Annotated in this window: 21 protein-coding genes; 11 read left to right on the top strand and 10 right to left on the bottom strand. The window is 67.5% G+C overall.

Annotated features, from left to right (window positions below; translation table 11 throughout):
* Positions 1–12: 12 nt before the first annotated feature.
* From VGK32_09780 to VGK32_09760, 5 genes are all read left to right on the top strand, one after another.
* Positions 13–1,755, top strand: a complete 1,743-nt coding sequence (locus VGK32_09780) for a TolC family protein (GenBank protein HEY3382046.1) — start codon at positions 13–15, stop codon at positions 1,753–1,755.
* Between the two features lie 27 nt (positions 1,756–1,782).
* Positions 1,783–3,552: an efflux RND transporter periplasmic adaptor subunit gene (locus VGK32_09775; GenBank protein HEY3382045.1), complete on the top strand. Its 1,770-nt coding sequence runs from the start codon at positions 1,783–1,785 to the stop codon at positions 3,550–3,552.
* An 81-nt stretch (positions 3,553–3,633) separates the two neighbouring features.
* Entirely contained in the window at positions 3,634–4,377 is a 744-nt protein-coding gene (locus tag VGK32_09770; protein HEY3382044.1) for an ABC transporter ATP-binding protein, read from the top strand.
* A 7-nt stretch (positions 4,378–4,384) separates the two neighbouring features.
* The gene (locus VGK32_09765; protein HEY3382043.1) at positions 4,385–5,605 is read left to right on the top strand and encodes an ABC transporter permease; all 1,221 of its coding nucleotides are present in this window, start codon (positions 4,385–4,387) and stop codon (positions 5,603–5,605) included.
* Between the two features lie 35 nt (positions 5,606–5,640).
* Entirely contained in the window at positions 5,641–6,096 is a 456-nt protein-coding gene (locus tag VGK32_09760; protein ID HEY3382042.1) for a hypothetical protein, read from the top strand.
* Between the two features lie 161 nt (positions 6,097–6,257).
* Here VGK32_09760 and folK read toward each other — a convergent pair whose 3' ends face one another.
* The 7 genes from folK to VGK32_09725 all read right to left on the bottom strand — a co-directional run bounded on the left by folK (position 6,258) and on the right by VGK32_09725 (position 13,810).
* Complete coding sequence (gene folK / locus VGK32_09755; protein HEY3382041.1) at positions 6,258–6,728, bottom strand: 2-amino-4-hydroxy-6-hydroxymethyldihydropteridine diphosphokinase; 471 nt, start codon at positions 6,726–6,728, stop codon at positions 6,258–6,260.
* Positions 6,728–7,216, bottom strand: coding sequence for a hypothetical protein (locus VGK32_09750; protein HEY3382040.1), 489 nt, complete (start codon positions 7,214–7,216; stop codon positions 6,728–6,730). Before VGK32_09750 ends, folK begins: the two co-directional genes overlap by 1 nt.
* Complete coding sequence (locus VGK32_09745) at positions 7,213–7,542, bottom strand: TraR/DksA family transcriptional regulator (GenBank protein HEY3382039.1); 330 nt, start codon at positions 7,540–7,542, stop codon at positions 7,213–7,215. The genes VGK32_09750 and VGK32_09745 overlap by 4 nt, the downstream gene beginning before the upstream one ends.
* Positions 7,543–7,612: 70 nt before the next feature.
* Entirely contained in the window at positions 7,613–9,760 is a 2,148-nt protein-coding gene (glgP, locus tag VGK32_09740) for an alpha-glucan family phosphorylase (protein ID HEY3382038.1), read from the bottom strand.
* A 108-nt stretch (positions 9,761–9,868) separates the two neighbouring features.
* Positions 9,869–12,397, bottom strand: coding sequence for an FtsX-like permease family protein (locus tag VGK32_09735; protein ID HEY3382037.1), 2,529 nt, complete (start codon positions 12,395–12,397; stop codon positions 9,869–9,871).
* A 22-nt stretch (positions 12,398–12,419) separates the two neighbouring features.
* Entirely contained in the window at positions 12,420–13,118 is a 699-nt protein-coding gene (locus VGK32_09730) for an ABC transporter ATP-binding protein (GenBank protein HEY3382036.1), read from the bottom strand.
* The gene (locus VGK32_09725; protein ID HEY3382035.1) at positions 13,115–13,810 is read right to left on the bottom strand and encodes an arylesterase; all 696 of its coding nucleotides are present in this window, start codon (positions 13,808–13,810) and stop codon (positions 13,115–13,117) included. Before VGK32_09725 ends, VGK32_09730 begins: the two co-directional genes overlap by 4 nt.
* A 22-nt stretch (positions 13,811–13,832) precedes the next feature.
* On the opposite strand from VGK32_09725, the gene pgsB reads away from it, so the two are divergent.
* The 4 genes from pgsB to VGK32_09705 all read left to right on the top strand — a co-directional run bounded on the left by pgsB (position 13,833) and on the right by VGK32_09705 (position 17,592).
* Positions 13,833–14,975, top strand: a complete 1,143-nt coding sequence (gene pgsB / locus VGK32_09720; protein ID HEY3382034.1) for a poly-gamma-glutamate synthase PgsB — start codon at positions 13,833–13,835, stop codon at positions 14,973–14,975.
* Positions 14,968–15,405 carry a poly-gamma-glutamate biosynthesis protein PgsC gene (pgsC, locus tag VGK32_09715; protein ID HEY3382033.1) on the top strand — a complete coding sequence of 146 codons (438 nt, stop codon included), beginning with the start codon at positions 14,968–14,970 and terminating at the stop codon, positions 15,403–15,405. The genes pgsB and pgsC overlap by 8 nt, the downstream gene beginning before the upstream one ends.
* A gap of 31 nt (positions 15,406–15,436) precedes the next feature.
* Positions 15,437–16,423 (top strand): poly-gamma-glutamate system protein, encoded by a 987-nt coding sequence (pgsW, locus tag VGK32_09710; GenBank protein ID HEY3382032.1) that lies wholly within the window; start codon positions 15,437–15,439, stop codon positions 16,421–16,423.
* A gap of 80 nt (positions 16,424–16,503) precedes the next feature.
* A complete protein-coding gene (locus tag VGK32_09705) occupies positions 16,504–17,592 on the top strand; it encodes a diguanylate cyclase (protein ID HEY3382031.1) in 1,089 nt (362 codons plus the stop codon).
* A gap of 26 nt (positions 17,593–17,618) precedes the next feature.
* On the opposite strand, the gene VGK32_09700 is transcribed toward VGK32_09705, so the two are convergent.
* Positions 17,619–17,855 (bottom strand): hypothetical protein, encoded by a 237-nt coding sequence (locus VGK32_09700; GenBank protein HEY3382030.1) that lies wholly within the window; start codon positions 17,853–17,855, stop codon positions 17,619–17,621.
* A gap of 103 nt (positions 17,856–17,958) precedes the next feature.
* Entirely contained in the window at positions 17,959–20,091 is a 2,133-nt protein-coding gene (locus VGK32_09695) for a serine/threonine-protein kinase (protein ID HEY3382029.1), read from the bottom strand.
* Between the two features lie 68 nt (positions 20,092–20,159).
* Between VGK32_09695 and VGK32_09690 the strand changes: the two genes are divergently transcribed.
* Positions 20,160–23,099, top strand: a complete 2,940-nt coding sequence (locus VGK32_09690) for a sigma-54 dependent transcriptional regulator (GenBank protein ID HEY3382028.1) — start codon at positions 20,160–20,162, stop codon at positions 23,097–23,099.
* Between the two features lie 316 nt (positions 23,100–23,415).
* A complete protein-coding gene (locus VGK32_09685; protein ID HEY3382027.1) occupies positions 23,416–23,715 on the top strand; it encodes a hypothetical protein in 300 nt (99 codons plus the stop codon).
* Between the two features lie 165 nt (positions 23,716–23,880).
* Here the strand turns inward: VGK32_09685 and VGK32_09680 are convergent, their stop codons facing one another.
* On the bottom strand, positions 23,881–25,317 hold the full coding sequence (locus VGK32_09680) for a hypothetical protein (protein ID HEY3382026.1): 1,437 nt from the start codon (positions 25,315–25,317) through the stop codon (positions 23,881–23,883).
* Positions 25,318–25,451: the final 134 nt, after the last annotated feature.

Here is a 25,451-nt window from a genome sequence, read left to right as displayed (position 1 = left end):
GGAGGCAGATCCGTGAAGACGTTGTTCAGCCCGATCAGAACTGTGTGCTTGGCGTCGATGGCCGTGCTGGCTGCGATCGGCGCGGCGCGCGCCCAGGCGGTCCCTGAGGCGAGGGTGCAGGAACTCATCGCCCAAGCCAAGGCGCAGGTGATGGCGCAGCAGCGGACGCCCGCGCAGATGTCCGCCGCGGAAGCCCGTGCGTTTCCCCTCACGATGGAAGAGGCGGTCAAGCGCGCCCTCGACCAGAACATCGATCTCGTGGTCGAACGGCTGAACCCACAACTGCAGGATCTCGCGCTTGCGCAGGTGCTCGGCGCCTACCGTCCGACGCTCAACGGGACCTTTGGCGACAACTGGAACCGGTCGCAGGGAACCTCACAGTTGAGCGGCGGGCAGAACATCGAAGTCGGCAACTACCTCTACAACGCGAGCGTCCAGCAGAGCCTCCCGTGGTTCGGCAGCGCGGTCAGCCTCGGGTGGACGAACACGCGCACGGAGTCGACGAGCAACAACGCCACCATCAATCCCCAGTACCGGACAGGGCTGACGGCGTCGCTCACCCAGCCGTTCATGCGGAATTTCAAGATCGACAACACGCGGCAGCAGTTGGCGACGACGACGATCAGCCGCGAGAACGCGGACGTCAACCTGCGGGCGCTCGTCATCAATACCGTCGCCAACACGCGGAATGCCTACTGGGATCTGGTCTACGCCATCCAGGCGGTCGACGTGGCGAGAACCTCGCTGCGACTGGCCGAGAAGCTCGTCGAGGACAACAAGACCCGGGTCGAGATCGGGACGATGGCGCCAATCGACGTCGTGTCGGCGCAGGCCGAGGCGGCAACGAGGCGTCAGGCGCTCGTGCAGGTCGAGGCGAACCGCCAGACGGCGGAACTCGCGCTCAAGCGCCTGATCGTGGGTGGCACGAGCGATGCCCTCTGGAATGTCCTGCTCAACCCGACGGACCGACCGGCGACCGGGGCCGGCGAGAAGGTCGACCTCGAAGGCGCCGTGAGGACGGCGCTCGAGAAGCGGACGGACCTGATCGTGGCGCGCAAGAGCCTCCAGAGCAACGACATCAGCATCCGGTACCTGCGCAACCAGATGCTGCCCGGGCTGGATCTGACCGCCACGTACGGGGCATCCGGCACGGGCGGCACACAGCTCATCAGGAATTCGCAACTCGGCGGCCAGGTCGTGAACACGGTCCCCGGCGGCTACACCGACGCCCTGTCATTCCTCGGCAAGAACAGCTTCCCGAACTGGAACGTCCAGTTGACCTTCTCGTACCCGATCGGCCGCAGTTCGGCGGATGTGAGCTATGCGCGGGCGAAGGTGCAGTACTCGCAGGCCCAGGCGCAGCTCCGCTCGCTCGAACTCCAGGTGGCCACCGACGTGACGAATGCGGCGCTGACGGTGCAGAGCAACTACCAGCAGGTGCAAGCGGCCGGCGCGGCGCGCGAGCTCGCGCAGAAGAAGCTCGAGGCCGAGCAGAGCAAGTTCGAGGTCGGCATGTCGACGAACTACTTCGTCGTGCAGGCCCAGCGCGACCTGTCGGATTCGCAGAACAGCGAACTGCGCGCCATCCTCAACTATCGCAAGTCGCTCGTCGACTACCAGCGCGTGCAGGAAACGTCGTCGTCCTCGCGTGGCTCCGGCGCCAGCGGCATCAGCACCGGCGGCGGCACCACGACGACGAGTGGCAGCAGCGGCTCGAGGACCGGCGGTTCCGGCTCGAGCACCGGTGGACTCTAGGCCAGTCAGGAACGCCCGAAGGTTCTTATGAAAAAGACAATCATCACCCTGGTTGTGATTGCGGCGATTGCCGCCAGCGTGGGGGGGTACTACTACACGCGACCGGGCCCCGAGCCGAAGATTTCCACTGCGGCGGTCAGCAAGGGGGACATCATCGAGAGCGTTGGCGCGACGGGGACCCTCGACGCGGTGACATCGGTGAACGTGGGTTCCCAGGTGTCTGGAATCATCAAGGAGCTGGGGGCGGATTTCAACTCGATCGTGAAGAAGGGCCAGGTCATCCTTCGGATCGACCCGGACGCCATCCAGACCCAGATCGAACAGTCGAAGGCCAACCTGACGCGGGCGCAGGCCGATGTCGAACGGCTGAAGGTGTCGGTGGACGACGCGCGGGTGAAGCTGAAGCGTACGAAGGAACTGTTCGCGAAGAACCTGGTAACGCAGAGCGACCTCGACACGGCCGATGTCAACCTGAAGTCGGCGGAGGCGCAGATGCGATCGTCGCAGGCCTCACTGCAGCAGGCCCAGGCGCAGCTCAACCAGCAGGACGTGAACCTGGCACATACGGTCATCCTGGCGCCGATTGACGGGATCGTGGTTCAGCGTGCGGTCGACGTCGGGCAGACGGTGCAGGCCAACTTCCAGTCGCCGACGCTGTTCATCATCGCCGCCGACCTCACGAAGATGAAGTGCACGGCGAACATCGATGAGTCGGACGTCGGCCGGATACGTCCCGGTCAGCACGTCCACTTCCGCGTGGATGCGTACGCGAACGAGGAGTTCGGCGGCACGGTCGTGCAGGTGCGGCTCCAGCCGATCGTCGTGCAGAACGTCGTCACGTACGGGACGGTGATCGAGGTCCCCAACCCGGATTTGAAGCTGAAGCCGGGTATGACCGCGAACGTGCAGATTGAGATCGCGAAGAAGACGGACGTCGTGCGCGTGCCGAACGCGGCCATCAGGTTCCGTCCGACCACCGACGTGTTCCAGGCGCTGAACCAGGAGGTGCCACCGGAACTGCTGCGCGGCGCGGGTCGCCTGGCCGGTGGCCCCGGCGCGACGTCCGGCGGCCCCAACCAGACCACTGCCGGCGCCACGGGCTCCGGTCCGGCAGCGCAGCCTGGCACCAACCCGGCCCGCGGCCAGAACGCCCGGTCCGCACAGCCGGCAACGGCCGCCGCGCCCCTACCGACGCCCAGTCAGGCGCCGGTCGCCGGAACGCCCGCACACCCGATCGAACGCGGCGGCGGCGATCGGCCGCAGGGCGCCGACCGCCCGCGAGGCGACGGCGCGCGCGGACCCGGGGGCGGAGGCGGCCCGATGGATCCCGAGCGGCGGGCACGGTTCATGGAGCGGCTGCAGTCGATGTCGCCCGACGAACGCCAGCAGATGCTCGCGCGGATGAAGGAACGCGGCATGGACGTGTCGGCCTTCCAGCAGGCGGGCGCCACCGCGACGCCAACCGCGAAGAAGGCCGCGGACGCGGCACCAATGAACACCAAGGGCGCCCAGACCATCGACTCGCTCTTCGGACCGCTGCCTCCGCGGATCTCGTCCGGCCGCGCCTGGACGTGGACCGCTGGAACCAAGCAACTGAAGTCCGTCCGCCTGCGCCTGGGCATCACCGACGGTCAGTACACGGAACTGCTAGAAGGCGAACTCCAGCCGGGCCAGGAACTGGTGACCGGCATTGTCATCGGCAATGAGAGTGCGAACAGACCGGGCGCGTCCAATACCTCCTCGCCGCTCATGCAGCAGCGCGGACCGATGGGACGGCCGGGCGGCGGGCCTCACTAGAACGGACGGGGCGCAGGGTGCTGCGCCCCCACGTCGTCGCCCACTGGACACCAGCACGCACAACAGGTCGGTCGACGCTCTATGTCAGTCATCTCCGTTCGCGATTTGAAGCGAAGCTACGTCGTCGGCGAGGTGGAAGTCCGCGCGTTGCGGGGCGTGAGCCTCGACGTCGAGCGCGGTGAGTTCCTCGCCGTGACCGGGCCCTCGGGCTCCGGCAAGTCGACGTTCATGCACATCCTGGGCTGCCTCGACCGTCCGACGTCCGGGCAGTACTTTCTCGATGGCAAGGACGTCTCGCGGCTGTCACGCAACGACCTGGCCCGCATCCGGAATCACCAGATCGGATTCGTGTTCCAGGGTTTCAACCTGCTCTCGCGGACGTCGGCGCTCGAGAACATCGAGCTCCCGCTGCTGTACAACGGTGTGTCCTCGAGGGGTTCGGAGCGGAGGCGGCGGGCACTCGAGGCGTTGAAACTGGTCGGCCTCGCGGATCGTTCACACCACTACCCGAACCAGTTGTCGGGCGGGCAGCAGCAGCGCGTGGCGATCGCGCGGGCGCTCATCAACAACCCGTCCATCCTGCTGGCCGACGAGCCGACCGGCAACCTCGACACGCGGACGTCGGTCGAAGTCATGGATGTCTTCCAGAAACTGAACGCGGAGCGTGGCATCACGGTGCTGCTGATCACGCACGAGCGAGACATCGCCGAGTACGGCACGCGCGTAGTGATGTTCAGGGACGGACACATCGTCTCCGACGAGAAGATCACCAAGCGGCGCATGGCGGTGGACGAACTCGCGGCCCTGCCTCCGGTGACGGTGTAGGAGAGCCATGTCGATACTGATGACGTTCCGGATCGCCCTGAAGGCGCTCAACCGGAACAAGATGCGCACGGCGCTCACGATGCTGGGCATGATCATCGGCGTTGGCGCCGTCATCACGATGGTAGCGCTCGGCAACGGCGCCCAGCAATCGATCGAACAGCAGATTCAGTCGGCAGGTACCAACGTCGTCATGGTGAACGCCGGCAACTGGACCGTCGGCGGCGTGCGCCAGGGCCAGGGCCAGTCGAACACGCTCACGCCGGAGGATGCCACCGCGATCCGCAACGAGATCCAGGGCATCCAGTACCTGGCCGCAGGCGTGTCGCAGGGCGCGCAAATCGTGGCCGGCAACCAGAATTGGTTCAGCCAGGTACAGGGCACCGACGTCGACCTGCCGATGATTCGATCGTGGCTGGTGGAAACCGGGGTGTTCTTCACGCCGGCTGACGTCAACAGCTCGGCGAAGGTGGCCGTTCTCGGCGCGACGGTCCGCAACATGCTATTCGGTGAAGGCGTCGACCCGATTGGCCAGATCATCAGAATTCGCAACCAGCCTTTCAAGGTGATCGGCGTGATGGCCAGCAAGGGCCAGTCGGCGATGGGGCAGGACCAGGACGACACGATCTTCGCGCCCTACACCACGGTGCAGAAGAAGATGCGCGGCATCACCTACATCCAGAACATGACGGTGTCGGCGGCGTCGGCGGACAACATCAAGAAGGTCGCCGAAGACATCAGCGCCCTGCTGCGCGTTCGCCACAAGATCCAGCCGGGCGACAACGACGACTTCATGGTCCGCACACTCGAGGACATTGCCGCGGTCCGCACCGAGGCCACCAAGACGATGACGGCGCTGCTCGCGTCGATTGCGGGCGTGTCGCTGCTCGTCGGCGGCATCGGCATCATGAACATCATGCTGGTGTCGGTCACCGAGCGAACACGCGAAATCGGACTCCGGCTCGCCATCGGCGCCCGTGGGCGCGACGTGCTGATGCAGTTTCTCGTGGAGGCCGTTGTCCTGAGCCTGCTGGGCGGGTTGATTGGCATCGGCCTGGGTTACGGTCTCTCGCGGAGCCTGACCCAGTTCCTCCAGTGGCCGACCTATGTCTCGCCCGACGCCGTGGCCGTCGCGTTCGGATTCGCCGCGGCCACCGGCATCTTCTTCGGGTTCTATCCGGCGCGGAAGGCCTCGGCCCTCGACCCGATTGAGGCGCTGAGATACGAGTAGGCTCGATGCGGACAATCCCGTTCAGTGGAGGCACGATGAAAAGAGTGGCATTGCTGACGTTCGTGATGGTGCTGGCCGTGGCGGCCATGGTGATGGCACAGGCGAAGCCGGATTTCTCCGGCACGTGGGCGCCAGACACGGCGAAGAGTGATCAGCCGAGCGGCGGCCGCGGACCGGGCGGTCCGCCCGCGCCGATGACCGTCAAGCAGACGGCCACGGAACTCACCCGCGAGATGAAGCGTGGCGAGCAGACGATGGCGACCACATACAAGCTCGACGGCACGGAAAGCGTCAACAAGGGGCCGATGGGTGAGGTGAAGAGCACCGCGAAGATCGACGGAGCGAAGCTCGTCATCAAGACCGTCCGCGAAACGCCGAACGGCACCATGGAATCCACCGAGACCTGGTCGCTCAGCGCCGACGGCAAGGAACTGACCGTGGTCAGCGCCAGTCCGCGCGGCGAGCGCAAGACCGTCTACACGAAGCAGTAGCTGGGGCCAGGTCGGAACCAAGGGCCGCGCCCGGCGGACACGCTGGCGCGGCCCTTGGCGCGTACACGTCAGGAGTCAGGAGCGAGAAGCAACCCTGTAGGGGAGCAGCTCGATGCGCCCCGAACAGGTGGCGTGACGCGGGGCGGCGGCAGCGTCGGTGATCAACGCGGACCGCGGACCATTGCCGCCAGCAACTGTGCGACGGTCTGTCCGGTTACCGGATCGATCAGGTCCGGCCCCACTTCCGCCAGCGGCGCCAGCACGAACGGACGGGCGCGGAACCGCGGATGCGGCACCTGCAGGCCAGGCTCGTCAATCACCGATCTGCCGAACAGGATGAGATCGAGGTCGAGCGTGCGGGCTGCGCCTCGGTGCGGCCGCTGTCGTCCACATTCGGCTTCGATGGCGAGCAGTGTCTGGAGCAACTGCCGCGCCGTGCCCCGATACGTGCCCACAGCGGCCGCGTTGAGGAACAGCGCCTGTGATCCCACGACGTCAACCGGGTCGGTTTGGTGATAGGTGGAGACGATCAGGTCGTCGGTCAGACCGCGCAGCCGAGAGACGGCAAAATCGAGATGCGCGCAACGGTCACCAAGATTGCTTCCAAGCGCGATCGCGATCGATGCCGCCATTACTCCACCCAGCGGGTGGACAGCACCGACCCGGCCGTTCGTTCGCCGCCGGTGCGGCGGCCGAGCAGATCGATCCGTCCCTCGGCCGCCTGCCGGAGCAGGCGCGTGTGCTCGAGGGATTCGCCGAGCACGAGTTGCAGCATCAGGCGATGCCGCGCGTTGGTCATCCGCGTCACCCGATCGCGCCAGCCGGCGACGAGCGACTCGAGCGCCCGCGCGTCGGCGGCGACGACGGCGAGCGCGTCCTCGTCCTGCTTCTGGCGCGACAGGTTCTCGACCGGCGGAAGATCGGTGACTGTCGTTCCCGTCTCACCGATGGCATCCGCCACCCAGCTCAGGTGCTGCTGCTCGCGCGCGATGATGTACTGATAGGCGTTGTTGCGATCGTACTGGCCGACCGTCCGGGCGACCGCTTCGTGACGGCGCTCGAGGGCCCCTTTCTCGCGATAGAACTGCACGAGGCACTCGAGGGTTTCGGCAGGCGTCACGCGTTCTGCTTCTCCTTGCAGGTCTTGCACACGCGGGTCCACGGAATCGCCTCGAGCCGGGCGGACGCGATGGGCTGGCCACAATCGCGACAGACGCCGTACGTGGACTTGTCGATGCGCAGCAGCGCCTCGTCGATCGCCTGCAGAATCTTGGCATCCGTCTGCTTCAGCCTGAGCTGGATATGGACTTCGTTGTTCCCGCTGGCCTGATCGGCGAGGTCACCCTGACGGCTGTTGTTGTCGTTCTGAAGCGGCTTGATCCCGCCGGTCGCCAGAATCTCCGTGCGCTTTCTGACCAGTGCGTCCTTGTAGTGCTGGATGTCCATTCCCGTCTCCTCGGAGCTCCGATAAACCCCAATCATAGCACGAGAGTCCGGCCCTGAACGCCCGTCCGAATCACTCCGAACACAGGCCGCCAGCCGCCGGAACGTAGCTCTGATTCACGTAGTCGGTCACCATCCGATCGGCGTTGTACCGCCACGCCAGACTCATGATCGATCGCTTCATGTACGTGACCCAGCGGTGCGGAACGCCAGAGGGGTCGCGATCGAAGAACAGCGGCACGAGGTCCTGCTCGATCGTGTCGTAGAGCGACGTCGCGTCACGCCGCCACTGCACGTCGGGGTTCGCATGGACGTTGCCGGTACCAATCGCAAACCCATTGTGGCCGTCGTAGGCCTCCGCCCACCATCCGTCGAGCACCGACAAGTTGAGGCCGCCGTTCAGCACGACCTTCTGACCGCTCGTGCCGCACGCTTCGAGAGGTCGTAGCGGCGTGTTCAGCCAGACGTCGACCCCCTGCACGAGGTATCGGGCCACGTTGATGTCGTAGTCTTCGACGAAGGCGATGCGGCCGGCGAAACGGCTGTCGCGGGTAATCTGGACGATCTGCTGGATCAGCCTCTTCCCAGGGTCGTCCTTGGGATGCGCCTTGCCGGCGAACACGATCTGGACCGGGCCCGCGGCGTTGCTGACGATCCGCGCGAGCCGCTCGAGGTCGGTCAGCACGATGGTGCCACGCTTGTACGTCGCGAAACGCCGCGCACACCCGATCGTCAGCGCATAGGGATTGAGCAGGTCGGGCCGGCCGCTGCGCCGGCACACGAAATCGATCAGATACCGCCGAAGCACGGAGTGCGTCTCCCACAGTTCGGTGTCGTCGATCCCCGCAAGCGCCGCCCACGTGGAGCACTCGCTCTGCCGCGAGGGCCAGTCCACGCCGAGATAGCGATCGTAGAGCCGGTTCATCGACAGCGCGAGCCACGACCGCACGTGGACACCGTTGGTGATGTGGCCGATCGGCACCGCCTCCTCGTCGCGGGCCGGCCAGACGCATTGCCACATGCGGCGGGCCACGTGCCCGTGCAGGCTCGAGACCCCGTTACGGTGGCGGGACCCACGCAGCGCGAGCACCGTCATGCAGAACGTCTCGCCATGGTCGCCCGGGTTCACCCGACCGAGCCCGAGGAACCGGTTGCTGTCGATCCGAAGGGCGGTGCGAAGCCAGCCGAGTTCGCGATCCATCAGTCCGGCGTCGAATCGATCGTGACCGGCCGCGACGGGCGTGTGCGTCGTGAACACCGTCTGCAGCGCCGTCTCCCGCAGGGCGTCGTCGAACGACAGTCCGTCCTCTTCGACCCGCTCGCGCGACCGTTCGAACACCGCGAAGGCGCTGTGGCCCTCGTTGAGGTGCAGGACCGCCGGTCGAATGTCCAACGCGCGCAGGGCGCGCAGACCGCCGATACCCAGCAGGATTTCCTGCCGGATACGGGTGACTTGGTCACCACCGTACAGGCGCGCCGTCAGTTCCCGCAGGTGCGGCGGGTTGGCGTCGACATCGGAATCGAGCAGCAGCAGGAGCACCCGGCCGACCCGGGCAATCCAGAGTCCTGCGTGGAGCATCTCGCCGTTGCACGGCACCTGGATGGTGATCTGCGCGCCGTCCGGCCCGACGGGACGCCGCATGGGCAACCGTTCGACGTCTGTCAGCCCGTATTCCTCCTGTTGCCAGCCGGAGGGATCGAGCCGCTGCCGGAAATAGCCGTTCGCGTAGAACAGACCGATGCCCACCACCGGCAGCCCGAGGTCCGACGCGCTCTTCAGGTAGTCGCCGGCCAGGACCCCCAACCCGCCGGAATACAACGGCAGGGATTCATGGAGGCCGAACTCCGCCGAGAAATAGGCGATCGGCGTGACCCGCAGCGCTCCAGCCTGCACCGAACACCAGGAGATCTCGGACCCGAGATACTCCTGCAGACGGCGATAGTGGAAGCTAATCCGGTTTTCGAGCGACAACTCCGCCGCCCGCCGGGCCACTTCGCCGGGTTTGAACCGCTTCAGCAGCGCAATCGGATTGTGGTTCGTCTCAATCCAGCCGGCGTGATCGAGCTCGCGGAACATCTCGAGCACCTGTGGATGCCAGTTCCACCACAGGTTGAACGACAGCTCCCTCAGTCGCCCCTCGATGCTGAGGGAGTCCTGATCCTGGCGACGGGCCGCATCTCCGAGCGTTCGAGACGCAAGCTCCAGCAGGTGTCTGTTCATTCAAGGCCTCCGCCGGGCGTGGGTGTGAAGGGCAACGATTCGTCAGATTATCGTTGGGGAGGGTCAAGAATGGAAGGGGCAAGGGAAAGACGCCGTGCGGCTGCCGGTCTATTCCGAACGGAGCGTCCCGAGCGGGCGCCGCCGCAGGATGTCGGCACTGGCGGCGAGGCCGACGCCGCACACGAGCACCGTCGTGATCGCGATGCCCGCGAGCGTGATGAGCGGATACGGCGCCCAGCGGATGTCGAGGGCATACCGACTGATGTACCACGTCAGCACAATGGCGGCGGTCGACCCCACAGCCCCGGCCAGGAGGCCGAGCACGCCGTACTCGAACGCCGTCATCACGGTGAGGAGTCGAGTTCCGGCGCCGAGCGTCCGGAAGATCGCCACCTCGTAGATGCGCTGGAACCGTGTCATCGAAACGGATCCGATGAGGATCAGCCCCCCGACGACCAGCACCAGACCGCCGACGACGCTCACCCCGAGCGTCACCTTCGACAGCACCTTCTCGACGTTCTGGAGGATCTCGCGCAGGTCGATGACGGTCACGTTGGGGAACCGGTCCACGAGATCCCGCTGCAGCCGCGCGCGGGTCAACGGGTCGACAGGCCCCCTGGCAGTCGCCACGTACGTCGCCGGCGCCCGATCGAGAGGACCGGGCCGGAAGACGAACATGAACCCTCCCTGTCGCGCGTCGCGCCAGTCCACCTGCCGAACACTCGTCACCCTGGCCGACACGACCCGTCCCATCACGTCGAACTGCATCGTGTCGCCGACGTGGATCTTCGACCGCTCGCTGAGGCCCTGCTCAATCGACACCTCGGGCACTTCCGTGCGCCCCGCCCCCCAGAACCGCCCGGCCATCACGCGCTCATTCGGCTGGAGGCGGTCCCGCCACGTCACGGTGAACTCGCGGCCCAGCCCGTGATTCCGGCGGACCTCGTCGTAGGTCTTCAGGTTCACCTCGCGACCGGTCACCGCCGTCACGCGGGCGCGAAGCACGGGCATTGGCGGCGGCGGCGTCCGCTTCGTGCGCTCTGCGATCAGAGCGGAAACGCCGGCCGCCTGGTCCGGCTGCACGTCGATGAGAAACATGTCAGCCGATGTCGCATCGATCGTCAGCGTGAACTGATCGAGGAGGTTCGCCTGCAGCGACCGGACGCCGACGATGAAGAAGGTCCCGAGGCCGACGGCGAGCAGCACCGCCCGCGTCTGGTTGCCGGGACGGCTCAGGCGCAGTACCGCGTGACGCAGCGCCACCGAGCGTGATGCGGCCAGCGGGCGGAGCGCGCGCACGAGCGCGATTCCCGCCAGATGCAGGACGAGCGCAACGGCTGCCAGACCGACCGAGACGGCAAGCCCGATCCTCAGCGACGCCGCCTGCCAGCTCGCGATGAGCACCAGCGAGGCAAGCAGCACGGCCAGGGCCGCCCATCGCACCCAGTCGCGTTCCTTCGCACGGATCGCATCGCGCAGCAGCAACGACGGCTTGACACGTCGGACATCGAGCAGCGGCACCACCGAAAACAGCACGGCCACGAGCAGACCGATAGCCACGCCCTGGACCACGGCAGACGGCGTGAGATCGTGGGCGATACCGGCCAGCGCCTGGTTGGAGAAGATCCACGGGATGGCCGCCAGCCCGGCAGCCGCGAGTCCCACGCCCAGGACGCAGCCGGCCGCCCCGAGGAGCAGTGCCTGCACCAGGTATGCCGTGAACACTTGGCGGCTCGTGGCGCCGAGGCACTTGAGGACCGCGATGCTCCGAACCTTCTGCTGCACGAAGACGCGGGTCACGCTCGAGACGCCGATGCCGCCCAGAATCACAATCACGAGACCGACGAGGCTCAGATAGTTCTCGGCGCGCGACAGGTCTTCCCCGACATGGTCCTCAGTGCCGCGATACGAGCGCACGTTGACGAACTGCCCCTTCAGATCCGCCTTCAGTCTCGCGACGAGCGGGGCCACGGCGCCATCGGGCAGCTTCAGGAGCACCTCGCGCGTTGCCCGACTGCCGAACCCGAGCAGGCCCGAACGCTCCAGATCCGCCGCGTCCACCAGCACGCGCGGGCCGAAGCTGAAACCCGCGATCCGCCGGCCGGGCTCGGAGACCAGGATGCCCCGAATCGTGAAGCGGTCGGTGCCAATCAGAATCTCTTCCCCGACCTTCGACTCGAGCTGGTACAGCAGCTCGGGGCGGACGAGCGCGCCCCGGCCCTCGAGCAGGCGATGCGAGTACCGCTGCCCGTCCTGGAGTTCGATCCGGCCGTAGAGCGGGAAGCCTCCCTGCACGCCCCGTACCTCGGCCATCTTGGCGATCGGGCGCCGTTCATCTGCGGGCCGCACCATCGTCGTCGTCTCGACACCCTCGACACGACCGGCGACCGGCGCGGAGGCCAGCGCCTTCTCGAGGCTTTCTCTCGACTTCGCGTCCCACGGACGTCCGGTGGTGATCAGCACATCGGCCGCGATCAGCCCGCGCGCGTCGCTCGCGATCGTCGCCCGCACGTCCTGCACAACCGACCGCAGCAGGACGATCCCGCCCACGCCGAGCGCGATGCAGACGAAGAACAGCAACAGGCGTCGCCACGACGCGCGGATCTCGCGAATGGCCATGCGCAGGACAAAGGACATAAAGGGCTCTGGGCTCTCGACCCTAGACGCTCGACTCCGGACCCTCGGGAACCCACATGCCGTCGCGCAATGCCAGCCGCTCGTCCGCCATCGCGGCCAGTTGCGCGTCGTGCGTCGCCAGGACCAGCGTCGTGCCGTGGCGCTGGTTCACGTCGCGAAGCAGGTCCATGATGTGCTGGCCGTTCGTCGTGTCGAGATTCCCCGTCGGCTCGTCGGCCAGCAGGATCAGCGGGTCGTTGGCCAGTGCGCGGGCGATCGCGATTCGCTGTTGCTCACCACCCGAGAGCTGGGACGGGTAGTGATGTCCGCGGTCCGTCAGGCCGACCTCGGCGAGCAAGACCGACGCGCGCGACGCCGCGTCCGCGCGGCCGGCAATCTCCATCGGCACCATCACGTTCTCGTACGCGGTGAGCGAGGGAATCAGATGGAAGAACTGGAAGACGAAGCCGATCTTCTGACCGCGCAGGCGCGCCAGCCGGTCCTCGTCGAGGCGCGTGATGTCGGTTCCGTCGATCACGACGGTGCCACTCGTCGGCCCGTCGAGTCCGGCGATCAGGCCGAGCAGCGTGGACTTGCCGCTGCCCGACGGCCCGGTAATCGCCACGAACCGCCCGGCCGGTACGTCGAGGTCGAGCGGATGCAGGATCGTCAGCGACGAGATTCCGCTGGCAACGGTCTTGGAAACGCCGCGCAGTTCGATCATCGGTGTGGCGATTGTCATCGTGCGACCGCCGGCAGCATCGGCTGCAACACCGCCCACACGTGGTCGGCGATGATGCGCGCCCCGGCGGCGGTCGGGTGTATGCCGTCGTTCTGGTTCAGGTCGGGCCGTCCTGCCACGCCTTCGAGCAGGAACGGCAGGAACGCGACGTGGTGCTGCCCGGCAAGGTCGGGAAAGGCCCCATGGAACTGCTGCCGGTACTCCGGGCCCATGTTCGTGAGCACTTCCATGCCGGTCAGCAGCACTTCGACCTTCCGGCGGTGCGCGCGCTCGATGATCGTGCTCAGGTTACGCCTCATGGCGGCGACGGGGAGCCCGCGCAGCCCGTCGTTGCCCCCCAACGCAACGATGAGGATCCGCACGTCACCGTCGAGCGCCCAATCCAGCCTGGCGAGGCCGCCCGCGGTGGTGTCGCCCGACACGCCCGCGTTCACCACCTCCCAGCGCAGTCCGACGCGGTCCAACCGCTGCTGGAGGAGCGCGGGGTACGCATCAGCCTTCGACAGCCCGAGCCCCGCGGTCAGACTGTCGCCCAGCACCACAATACGGGGACGTGGTGGCGCGACGTCGGCCGCCGGCGCAGGGGGCGGCGGCACGATGTCGCGGGACGGCTCGCGCCATTGACATCCCGCGGCGTGGAGCACCAAGACGACGAACAGTGCACAAGACGTGCGACGTGGTCGTGGGGTCACGGTCGTTCTATTATACTGGCGCGTGATCACGCCGCTACTCTTCTGCCTGCTCGTGCTGCTGGCACTTGGAGGGTTCGAACGTTTGGCCCGCGACCGGGCCTGGCGCGACGTTCCCATCCGCATCCACGTCAATGGAACCCGTGGGAAATCCACGGTGACCCGGCTGGTCTGGTCGGCCCTGCGCGAGGCGGGCGTTCCGACTCTCGGCAAGACGACCGGCACAGCGGCTCGTCTCCTCCTGCCCGACGGCGCCGAGCGCGACGTCGTACGCCGCGGTCCGGCCAGCATCCGCGAGCAACTGGCCTTGCTCCGCCTGGCGCGACATCACGGCGCCCGCGCCGTCGTCGTCGAGTGCATGGCCCTCGACCCTACACTGCAATACGTTTCCGAGCGCGCGATCGTTCGGGCGACAATCGGCGTCATTACCAACGTACGACTCGATCACACCGAACTCATGGGGCATGACCTGCAGACGATCGCGTCGACGCTGGCCAACACCATTCCGGTCCACGCGGTCCTCGTCCATGGCGAGCCTCTGTTCGACCCGTTGTTTCGTGCCCGTGCGGCGGCGGTCGGTACGCGCGTGACCGCGGCCGGGCTCGCCGGCGGCAAGGGCTGGTTCGAGGAGGATGTGGCCACCGCGCTGGCCGTCACGCGGGAACTGGGCATTGCCGATGACGTGGCGCGCACCGGTTTTCAACGCGCGCCGCTCGACCCGGGCACCGCCCGGGACGGCGTCCTGTCCCTGCGGAATGGCGAGTCGCACTGGCTGAATGCGACCGCCGCGAACGATCCGACCTCGCTGGCTGTGCTCGTGGACGGCGTCTCCGCAACTGACCAACCGCGCGGTTCGGCGCCGCGCCCGCCGCTGGTCCTCATCTACAACCATCGGGCCGATCGCGCACCACGGCTCGATTGCTTCGCCCGAGAAAGCCGCGACTTTCGCGATGCCGACCTGTTGATCATCACGGGATCTCGACCGCCGCGGACCGTGTGGCGCCGCTTGAGCGCAGCCCGCGGAGGTCGTGCCCCGGACTTCGTCCCGCCGCGGCAACTCGCCCACTGGCTGCACGCCAGAGCGTCGGGATGTTCACTCGTCTTCTGCGGCAATACGCGCGGCCTCGATGTGCCACGCGTCCTCGAGGAGGCCTCCTCACGTGGTTGAACTGGCAATCGGCATCGGCCTCACGCTGAGCCTGTTGATGTCCGAGTTGTTCGGTGTTGCTTCGGCAGGTCTCGTCGTCCCCGGCTACCTGGCGCTCTACCTCGATCAGCCCGGCCGGCTCGCTGCGACGCTCCTGGTCGCGCTGGTCACGTGGCTCGCCGTCCGTTTCGGAATCTCGCGGCTCGTCGTGCTGTACGGCCGGCGCCGATTCGGCGTGACGATCCTCACCGGCTTCCTGTTGAACGCCGCGTTCGCGCAGCTTCAACTGACGTTTCCCGCCGAAGCCGGCGGCCTCCGCGCGATCGGCTACATCGTTCCCGGCCTGATCGCGAACACCGCGCTCACGCAGGGAATCTGGGTCACACTCGGATCCACGCTGCTGGTCGCCGCGCTCGTACGCGTGATTCTGGTGGTGCTGGCGCATGTGTGATCGATTCGAACCGCCGCTCGGACGATTCAGAGTGCCTCCGCGTCTCCTCGCCGGGATCGGGTGTGGCCTCGCACTCTCGGTGCTTCTGGCCGGCCGGTCGGCGACGATTCCCGCCGGACCGGCCGCTGACGCGACCGGGCGCACGACCATTCCGGCCGATCTCGCTCGGCGGGCAGCGTTCGCCGAAGAGACGATGCGCCGGGCGGAGGACGTGATCCGGACCGCCAAGCAGCGGGATCGCATCGAGAGCGAGGCCGAAGCGGGCATCGATCGCTCGGGGCTGATCGGCAGCGAGGTGACGCCGCTGATGACCACGCTCGGCAGTCTCGAGGCCAAGCGGATCTCCACCAACCCCGCCTGGGCTCGCGTGCTCACCGAGCGGCTGTCGGCCGTCGGCGTCGGCCGCGGCGACCTCGTGACAGCCAGCTTCTCAGGATCGTTTCCTGGTCTCGACCTCGCGGTCGCATGTGCCTGCAAGGCGCTCGGCGCCGATCTGGCGGCCGTGTCGTCGGTCACGGCCTCCACGTGGGGCGCCACGCAACCCGGCTTCACGTGGCCGGAGATGGAGGCGCGACTCGTCGACGCGGGCGTCATCTCCCGTGCGTCGATCGCGGTGACCGCAGGCGGTGAGGCCGACATGGCTCTCGACCTCGAGCCCGACGGACGGGCGATGGCGTGGCAGACGCTCGAGCACAGTGCCCGGCACCTCGGCGTCCCGACGCTCCGTCCACGCGATTTCGCCGACGCCGTCCGGCAGCGGATGGACGCCTATCGTCGCATCGCGAACGGCCGCCCGGTCAAGCTCTACGTGAACGTGGGCGGCGCATCGGCGAGCCTGGGCCGATCCTCGGAAATCCTGCGCTTGAGAAGCGGCTTCATCCCGCCCGGCCCGTTCGACCGCTCGGTGGATCGCGGCGTCACGGCGCGGATGGCGGAACAGGGTGTCAGGGTCCTGATGCTGCTGAACATCAGGGATCTGGCGCTAGGTTGGGGCGTGCCGCTGACCGGCCGGCAGTGAGTGCCGACCGGCGTCGTTCAAGATCCCACGTCGAAGCCCGATTACCAACCTGAGACCAGCCGCCTCGCCAGTGTCCGAACATGACCGATCGACCCATCGAACTCGGCCTCGCCCGCCCAATCGACACGACCGTGAGCCCGCTGGCGCGGCTCGTCGACCAGCTGCTGGCGCTCATCGGCCAGGAGGCGGCCGACAGCCAGACGCTCAATACGACGGCATTCCGGCAGCGGATCCAGCGGTACCGTGAAGATCTGGCGAAGGAGACGACACCGAGCACGCTCGGCCGTCTGGCGAACGAGTGCAGTTCGACGTGCCGGGACTTCTTCGCGCGGGCCGCCGACTTCTCGGCCGAGCGCGAGACCGAGATCAAGGACTTGATCGGCACGCTCACGTCGGCGATCGACAAACTCGCCGGGGAAGCGGTGTCGGTCAACAAGCAACTGACAGGACACTCGGACCGGTTCCACACGCTGGCGGAAGTCGAGGACATCCGCGACCTGAAACGACGGATCTCGCAGGAAGTGTCAGCGCTGAACCGGTTCGTGGCCGAGAAGCAGGAACGCGAGGACGCGTACTACTCGAAGCTCAACATGCGGATCGACGCGTTGCAGGCGAAGCTCGTGGAAACGGAGGTCGCAGCCGCACTCGACCCGCTCACGCAGGTGGCCAACCGGGGCACGTTCGATCAGTCGCTCCGGCGCTGGCTGGCGCGCGCGCAGCAGAGCCAGACGCCCTTCGTCCTGGCACTGCTCGACATCGACAATTTCAAGGGGGTCAATGATACGTATGGCCACCTCGTCGGCGACCGCGTGCTCCTCGCCTTGGCCCGCGCGCTGACCTCGCAGGTGCGTCCCGATGATCTCGTCGCGCGCTACGGCGGAGAGGAATTCGCGCTGCTGATGAGCGGCACGTCGCTACGCCAGGCTGAGCCGCGCATTCGCGACCTGATCGCGCACGTCGCCGGGACCGTCTACGAATTTGCTCACGGCGGCCGGACCGAGCGACTCATCTACACCATCAGCGCGGGCGCCACCGAGATGTCGGCCGGAGACACACCGGAGACGATCGTCAAGCGCGCAGACGACAGCCTTTACGAAGCGAAGCACCGGGGCAAGAACTGCGTGGTAGCCAGGAAGTCATCCCTGTTCAGCCGCATCCTCGGGAGCTGAGCGGCCCGCCACGCCCGGAGTTCCGCTCACCCCTGCAACTGTTCATCGAGATCCGCGATCGCCCGCTCGAGCATCTCGCGGTGCGGCTTGCTCTTGGCCCGTCCGAGGTCCGCGACGGCTCGCGCCCGGGCGAGTTGGAGTGTTGCCCGGCGTGTCTGGTCGCGGCGCTCGTCCGCGCCAGCGTCTCCGGTGGTCACCGTCCGCATGCGCACGGCTTCCTCCTGCTGCGTCTCGACTCCCTTGCTCTCCCATCCTCTGGCCATGACTGGATCGTAGCGCGCTCCCGCCTGAAACGCACGCGAGTTGGCGTCGCGCGCCCGTCTCCGCCGCCGGTACGGGGACGCGCAGACGCACACGGCGCTGGCCTCATCGCACGTCGGTGATCATCCAACCCGTGACCTTCCGGGTCAGGCGGAACACGGCGTTGCCCTCTTCGTGGATCGACGTGCCGAACGCCGACGTGCCTTCCACGGTCCGGCGACACCGCGCAGTGGCTTCGGTACCGTTCACTTCGACGCGCACGCCGTCGAGGCGTACTTTGAGCGCCCGAGCCCGAACAAAGCCTGATTCCTCGCTCGACAGGGACGTGCGGACCTCGCCCAATACGGCCTCGTCACCGTGGACGAGCGCCTGCACGTAGCGTCCGAGCACCTCGTTGATGCGATTCACCGCAGCCACGTTCGACTGTTCCTGGCTGCCGTCGTACGCCTGACCTGAACGCCCCGCAAGCGCATCGACTGTGTCCTGCCTCAGCGTCTCGCGCCTGCCCTGGCTCGCCGTTACGCCACTGTCAAGGGGGGCGGTCCCCCCCCGCTTCCCAGCCGCCGGCGCCGGGCCGGCGGCGCTCGGCGCGGGTCGCGCATCCGTCTCCGTTCTGGCAGGCGCCGACGGGGCTGGGGGCGTCGACTTCGTCCGCTTGGGATCGGTCGTGTTGGCAGCCGACGCTGCCGGAGGTGGTTCGGCTGAAGCGGAAAGCTGCGTCGCCGTACTGGGCGGCGGCTCGACGGCGGCTGCAGGCTGCGCCACCGAGGGCGTTGTTCCGCTCTGTGCGGGCTGCGTGCCGGCTGCGCCGGCCGCCGGACCTGCAGGTGCCGTCGCGGACGTCGTCGCCGGTGTCTGGGCTGGTCTGAAGTACCACCAAGCTCCGCCGGCGACCGACAGCAGGCCGAGAAGGCCGACCACGAGGACCGCCACGACCGCGGCGATCGACCTGCCGCTCTTCGCGGGCGGTGCGGTCGCGGGTGCCGGCACCGGCGGCACCACGGGACGAGCCACGGCTGCGGCTGGCTTCGAAGCCACAGGAGGAGGCGGCGGTGCCACTGGGGCCGCGGCAGCGGTCGGCCGCGCCGGGGTCGCCGGCGGCGGCGCAGGCCGCGATGGCGGTGTCGACACAGGTCTGGTTGGCAGATCGAGAACCGGAATGGCGCCGGTTGAGGTGGGCATCGACCGCCCCGACGGCGCAAGCGTCTCCACCGGAGTGGCCTTCATGGCGACGGTCTCGATCTCGTGCGCGGGCTCCGGCAGCCGAACCGGTGGCGGGGTCGGCGGCGCCGGCGGCGGCGGGGTCGGTACCTGGGGAATCCTGGCCGGGGCGGCCGCGACAGGCGACTGCATGAACACGGTCTCGCCGTAGTCGTCGTCGGAGAGCCGTGCTCTCGTCGACGTACTCGACTCCCGCCCGAGAATCGCTCTCAACTCGTCGCGCACGAGGCCGGCGCTCGCCGGCCGTGCATCTCTGGGCTTCGACAACAGCCGATCCACGAGATCCGACACGCTTCTCGGCACCGACGGCGCCCGCTGCTGCAGCGGCACGTGCGGCGTCTGCGTGATGGCCATCAGCAGCCTCGCCAGCGGCTTGCCCTCGAAGGGCTTCGCCCCCGACAGCAGCTGATACAACACCGCTCCGACGGCCCACAGATCCGTGCGACGGTCAATCTCGTCGCCACGCACCTGTTCTGGCGACATGTAGTCCGGGGTCCCGATCAACGCGCCCGCGGCCGTCATGTGCAGCGACCCGAGGCGCGCGATCCCGAAGTCGAGGACCTTCGCGGTCCCGGATGGCGTCACGAACAGATTCGCAGGCTTGATGTCCCGGTGCACGATCGCGCGCTGGTGTGCGTAGTCGAGGCCGTCGCACACCTGCGCCATCACGTCGAGCGTCGCCTCGAGCGACAACGGCACGGCACGCTCCTGGATCAGACTTGCGAGCGACTTGCCCTCGAGCAGTTCCATCACCATGTAGATCTCGCCGCCCGACTCGCTCAGCTCGTGGATGGTGATGATGTTCGGGTGGTTCAACCGGGCCGCCGCGCGCGCTTCCACGTAGAAGCGCTGGCGGAGCTCCTCGTTGTCGGCGATCTCCGCGGTCATCTGCTTGATCGCGACCTTGCGATCGAGCACGGGGTCGTGGGCCATGAACACAAGCCCCATCGCGCCCTTCCCGAGGGTCCCGAGCACCCGGTAGCGCCCCCCCACCAGATCGAGCGGTGTCTCAGCCATGCGCTGATTATACGCGTCAGTACCAAGGATGGGGAGGCGGACGAATCGGGCCGGGTTATACTCTCGCCGTGTCCGCCCCGCCATTCCCGTCGTTGATGGCCCGGGCTACGGCCGCGCTCCAGCGCGGTCGCGGCGTGGACGCCATCGAGGCGCTCTCGCAGGCGCTGTCCGCTCCCGGGCTTCGCCGGGAAGACGAGTTGGGCGTGCGCTGCGCCATGGCGGAAGCCTGGCTGCTGCGCGACGACGTCCAGCAGGCGAGCACGGTGCTGGGCCGGCCGCCAGACGTGCTGCGGGAACGCATCCCGCCGGCACGGCTGTCGGCCCTGTGGCGCCTGCACGGTCGGCTGGCGGCGCTCCGCGGCGATCAGTCGCGCGCCATCGCGCTCCTCGGTCGCGCACTGCGCCAGGCCGAACTCGCGCTCGAGTCACGCGCCATCGGCCTCGCGCATTTCGAGTTGGCCTTCAGCTATCGGAAGGTCGGAGACGCCGCCATCGTCCGCGAGGAGATCGGCAAGGCGATCTCTGCGCTCAATGCGGTCGGTGACCGGCGGCACCTCGCGCTCTGTCATTCGCTCTCGGGCATCGTCTACGCCGAATCGGGTCGCCTCGACGAATCGATGGCGGCGCTGCGACAGGCGGAGCAGCTTGCGAGCGTCGCCCAGGCCGAAGACGTCCTGGCGATCGTCTGCGGCAACCAGGCGAACGTCTCGCTCCTGCGCCACCGCCACGACCAGGCACTGGCCCTCGCCGATCGCTCCGTCAGCCTGCACGAGAGAACCGGTTCACTCCATGGGCTCGCTGTCGCGCTCGCCACGCTCGGTCAGATCTGCGTGCGCCTCGGCGACCTCGCGCGGGCCGAGCGCGCGCTCCGCCGCGCGCTCGACATCCGGAGCCCCGTCCAGTCGCACGAGACCACGGGCGCGGTGTTCGACACCCTCGCGCAGATCCACCTGATTCGCGGTGAGTACGACGCGAGCGAGAGCTGCCTCCAGCGGGCCAGCGACGCGTACGGCACCTACGGTCAGCAGACGAGCCACTGGTATGAATGGTCGGTGCGGCTGCTGACCGCGCGCTTGGCACTGCGGCGCGGGATGCGCCCGGATGCACTCCGGATGGCGACCGACATCGCCGCGACCCAGGGCGTGCCGCCAGCCGACGCGCTGCAGGCGGAGTTGCTGGCGGCCGAGGCTGTCCTCGGCGACGAACGGCTGGAAGATGCGGAGCAGCGCCTCGCGTTGATCAGCGCCCGGCTGGATCCCCGCACGATGCCCGGAGCCTGGGGCGATTACCTTCGGCTCCGCGCGCAACTCCACGTCCGCCGAGGACGTTCGACCGACGCGTACCACGACCTCGCGCAGAGCGCGAGCATGTTCGAGTTGCTCGGCGAGCGGTACCAATCGGCACTGAGCCGACTGGCGCTCGGCCGACTCGTGGCGCGCGTCGGCGCCCGGTCGCTGGCCGAGCAGCACCTGCACGAGGCGATCGCCGTCTTCGAGCGCCTCGGAGCCGCCCCCGATCTGGCGGATGCGCGCAGCATCGACCTGCAGCCGCCGGCCCTGGCAACCGGCGAGTATCTGTCCGCTCCCGGCGAAGCGGATGACATCATCGTCCGCCGATTGGTGGATGCGGCAGTCATGCCGGCCCTGCTGGCCCTCGAGACCGCCTCCGCCCTGCACGAAGCCTCTGGCGGTGATGCCGCGGTCGTGTTCCTGCGTGCGGGCGACCAGCTGCGTATCGTGTCGGCTGCGGGTTGCGATCAGGACGCGGCGTCGGCGCTCGCCCGATCGGCGATCCGAGGCCAGGCGTACGGCATGGGCGAGATCCTCGTCGAATCGCTGGGCCACGAAGGCGACGACCAGCGGTTGGGCGCGGTGGCGTCGCCGCGCCCGATCGGTCAGCCCATCACCCGCCGGATCCGCATGATTGCGGCGGTGGCGCGCCAGGGATTCGCCCTCTGCGGAAGCCGCGAACGTGCGGCCCGGCCGGCGGAAGAGCGCGCCATGCGGACCTTGGACGCCATCCTCCCAGGCTTCGTCTGCGCCAGCGCCGCCATGTCGCGCGTCGTCGAACAGATTGAGCGGCTGCAGGGCAACGACCTCACCGTGCTCATCACGGGTGAGAGCGGCACCGGCAAGGAACTGGTGGCCCGCGCGATCCATCTCGGCTCGCCTCGCAGTGGAGGCATGTTTCTTCCCTACAACTGCACCACCACGACGCGGGAACTGGCCGACAGCCAGTTGTTCGGCCATCGGCGCGGGTCGTTCACCGGCGCGATTGAAGACCAGGCGGGCCTGATCCGGTCGGCGGCCGGCGGCAGCCTGTTCCTCGATGAGATAGGGGACCTCCCGCTCGAGGTGCAGCCGAAGCTCCTGCGTTTCCTAGAACAGAGCGAGATCATGCCAGTCGGCGAGACGCGGCCCCAGCGCGTGGACGTTCGCGTCATCGCCGCCACCAACGCCGATCTCGAGCAACGCGTGGCCGAGGGCAAGTTCCGGGAGGACCTGTACTACCGCCTCACGGTGATCCGCATCCACGTGCCGCCGCTCCGCGAGCGCCGTGAGGAGATCCCACACCTCTGCGCGCTGTTCCTTCGTGAAGCCTGCGAGCGGCTGGGCAAGCCGGACGTGCAGTTGAGCGAGGATTCCCTGGATCTGTTCTCCCAGCACTGGTGGCCTGGCAACGTCCGTCAGCTCCGCAACGAGATCCAGCGGGCCGTCGCCCTCAGCGGGCCCGACGGCCTGGTCCGACCCGATCACCTGTCGCCGGGATTCGCCGCCTTGCAGGATGAGGCGCCCCGGGCGACCGACTCGCGCCCGGGATCGTCACTGCGGACCGACATCCCCCTCGGCACAGCCGTCGAACAGCTCGAGCGCGAGATGATCCGCGTCGCGCTCGCGCGGAGCACGGGAAACATCTCCGAAACGGCTCGCGTGCTCGGCCTCACCCGCCGCGGCCTGTATCTGAAGATGCGGCGCCTCGGTCTGGACGGCGCCAAGCTAGATGGATGAGCTTAGCTCGCGATACTTAGTATCCAGTTGACGTCGTTACTGTTACCTAAGTATCCATACCCCCCGCACTGTCGGTCGTCCGTCACTCTTCCTAAACAGCATTGCCGCAGTCATTTACTGAGATCTGGACAGGACCGGCCAATAATTTGGCCTACTGGACCATGGATTGATACTGTTCGTAGGCATGAGCTCGACCTTGACGATGACCAGACAGACTGATCGGACGCGAGAACTTCGCCACGCGGAACGCCAGGCGCTCGGAGTGGCAGGGCGCATGGTGTGGAAAGATGCGCGTGGGACGACTCGATTCAACAGCGTGATGATCCGCAACATCAGTGAGACGGGCGCTTACGTGGAAAGCGTGACCGGCTCAGCGATTCCGCTGTTCAGGCTGGTGGCACTACAGGCCGAGCGCTGCGAGACGTCAGACACGTTGCCCGTGTGCCTGCGTCAGGGCAAGATCATGTCGGCGGTCTACCGGGTCGGTCCCTCGCGCCCTGCCACCGGCGCACCGGAAGGCTACGCGCTCCGCCTGCTCATCGAACCCCGCCGCCGCGCTGTGGGGCCGCAGCCATCCCGCTCAGCAGAGATGGTCCTTGCCGAAGCGACTGCCTGAGAGCCCGGGATCGATGGCTGCGAACCGCCGACAGCCACTCGCCACGACCACCTGGCAACTGATCATCCCCGCCATGACCCGTGGGCCATGGATGAGCGCGACGGAAGTCGATCAGCAATTCGCCGCAGCATGGGACGCGAGGCCGGCGGCCTGGCGGGGCGAGCATCATGCCCGAGGCGACCCGGCCTTCTGATGGAGGATGCCGTTCATCTCGCGCTTGTACGCCTCGACGCCGGGTTGCCCATAGGGGTTGACACCGATAAGGCGACCCTCGACGACGGTGGCGAGCATGAAGAACTGGAGCACTTGCCCGACGGAGTAAGGGTCGAGCGCCGACAGCCGCAGGTCAGCGGTGGGCCGGCCGTCTCCGTTGTAGGCACGGTTGGTCCCGAGCACCGCGGCGTCCATCACGTCCGTCAAGCGGAACTCCGACAGGAAGTCGAGCTGATCGAGATTGGTCAAGGAGCGGCCAATCGGACTGGCCGGATAGCGTACATGGCCGACCGTCACGTTGGTGATGAGCTTGTCCCGGGCGCCCTGCTGGTGCTGTTGTCCGCGCGAGTGGAGATCCCTGGTGTTGACCACCGTGATTGGTGTCGCACCGTGGCCGTCCTTTCCCAGGCTCTCGCTCAGTAACTGGTCGTACCAGTAGCCCACGGCCTCGAGCTGACGGCCCCACACGCTGAGCACCCGGCAGCGCGCGCCCCGCTCGCGCTCCATGAGGTGGCCGACCCCCACGTAGTCGAGGACCGGGTTTCTTCCCGGGGGCAGCACTTTGAACTTCCGGACCATCTCCGTCGCGCCGTCGAGCAGCGAGACGATGTCGATTCCCAACACCGCTGCGGGAAGCAGCCCCACCGCGGACAGAACCGAGAACCGGCCGCCGATATCGTCCGGAATGGGGAAGATGTCGGGACACCCCAGCGCGGCGGCGATCTCGTGCAAGCGGCCGGTGCGGCCGGTCACCGGAATCACGAGAGAACGCAGCACATCCCGATCTCCAAGACAGGCACGGTCGAGTCTCTCCAGGAGCATCCGGAACACAATGGCTGGCTCGAGCGTGCCGCCGCTCTTGCTGACGGGGATCAATCCCCAAGGGCAGCCCGGCGTCACCTCGCCGGAGTGGTGGTCCAGGAGCTGGACGAGATCTTCGAACGGGTCGCTGTCGACGTTGTACCCGTCGAAGTGTACGCGCGGCCGGCCGTTCCGTTCATCTCGCGAGCATTCGTTGTGGTACGGGCGGCACAGGCTCTCGAACAGCGCTCGTGTGCCCATGTACGACCCCCCGATGCCAACAACGACAACTCGATCGACGAGTTCCGCGAGGCGGTCGCCGGCGGCGCGGATCCGGCCCATCTCACTGTCGACACCGTGTTGGCGGTAGTCCTCCAGCAGCAACTCGGGAAGGTCGATGAAACCGGCATCGTTCGGCTCGTCCGCCTCCGCTGCCCTCCCGCCTGCCCGTAGCACGGCCAAATCCGCCAGCGTGCGGTCTCGAGCCTCAACGAGCCGCGGCGCGAGTTCGCGGAACATGTCGACCGGCACGCCGCCCCGAGCCTCGAAGACCCCGCGCGGATCGTAGGTGAGTTCACTTCGGTCCATCATTCACTCCGTGCGCCACAAACCGGCAGCGATCACAATGCCCGGGTCCTGGTTACTTGGAACATCGATCTCAGCCACGCCAGATGGTGTCGAGGATGGGATTCGGGCAGACTACCAACACCGGACGTTCCCAG

The sequence above is a fragment of the Vicinamibacterales bacterium genome, from assembly GCA_036504215.1.
GTDB lineage: Bacteria > Acidobacteriota > Vicinamibacteria > Vicinamibacterales > Fen-181 > FEN-299.
This window is presented reverse-complemented; position numbering and strand designations above follow the sequence as displayed.

What these genes read in the sequence shown, in the direction of transcription:
- VGK32_09770 (HEY3382044.1), top strand. Translation starts at nt 3,634, where the DNA reads ATGTCAGTCATCTCCGTTCGCGATTTGAAGCGAAGCTACGTCGTCGGC.
- VGK32_09700 (HEY3382030.1), bottom strand. Translation starts at nt 17,855, where the DNA reads ATGGCCAGAGGATGGGAGAGCAAGGGAGTCGAGACGCAGCAGGAGGAA.
- VGK32_09705 (HEY3382031.1), top strand. Translation starts at nt 16,504, where the DNA reads ATGACCGATCGACCCATCGAACTCGGCCTCGCCCGCCCAATCGACACG.
- VGK32_09765 (HEY3382043.1), top strand. Translation starts at nt 4,385, where the DNA reads ATGTCGATACTGATGACGTTCCGGATCGCCCTGAAGGCGCTCAACCGG.
- glgP (HEY3382038.1), bottom strand. Translation starts at nt 9,760, where the DNA reads ATGAACAGACACCTGCTGGAGCTTGCGTCTCGAACGCTCGGAGATGCG.
- folK (HEY3382041.1), bottom strand. Translation starts at nt 6,728, where the DNA reads ATGGCGGCATCGATCGCGATCGCGCTTGGAAGCAATCTTGGTGACCGT.
- VGK32_09680 (HEY3382026.1), bottom strand. Translation starts at nt 25,317, where the DNA reads ATGGACCGAAGTGAACTCACCTACGATCCGCGCGGGGTCTTCGAGGCT.
- VGK32_09775 (HEY3382045.1), top strand. Translation starts at nt 1,783, where the DNA reads ATGAAAAAGACAATCATCACCCTGGTTGTGATTGCGGCGATTGCCGCC.
- VGK32_09695 (HEY3382029.1), bottom strand. Translation starts at nt 20,091, where the DNA reads ATGGCTGAGACACCGCTCGATCTGGTGGGGGGGCGCTACCGGGTGCTC.
- VGK32_09760 (HEY3382042.1), top strand. Translation starts at nt 5,641, where the DNA reads ATGAAAAGAGTGGCATTGCTGACGTTCGTGATGGTGCTGGCCGTGGCG.
- VGK32_09730 (HEY3382036.1), bottom strand. Translation starts at nt 13,118, where the DNA reads ATGACAATCGCCACACCGATGATCGAACTGCGCGGCGTTTCCAAGACC.
- VGK32_09745 (HEY3382039.1), bottom strand. Translation starts at nt 7,542, where the DNA reads ATGGACATCCAGCACTACAAGGACGCACTGGTCAGAAAGCGCACGGAG.
- VGK32_09735 (HEY3382037.1), bottom strand. Translation starts at nt 12,397, where the DNA reads ATGTCCTTTGTCCTGCGCATGGCCATTCGCGAGATCCGCGCGTCGTGG.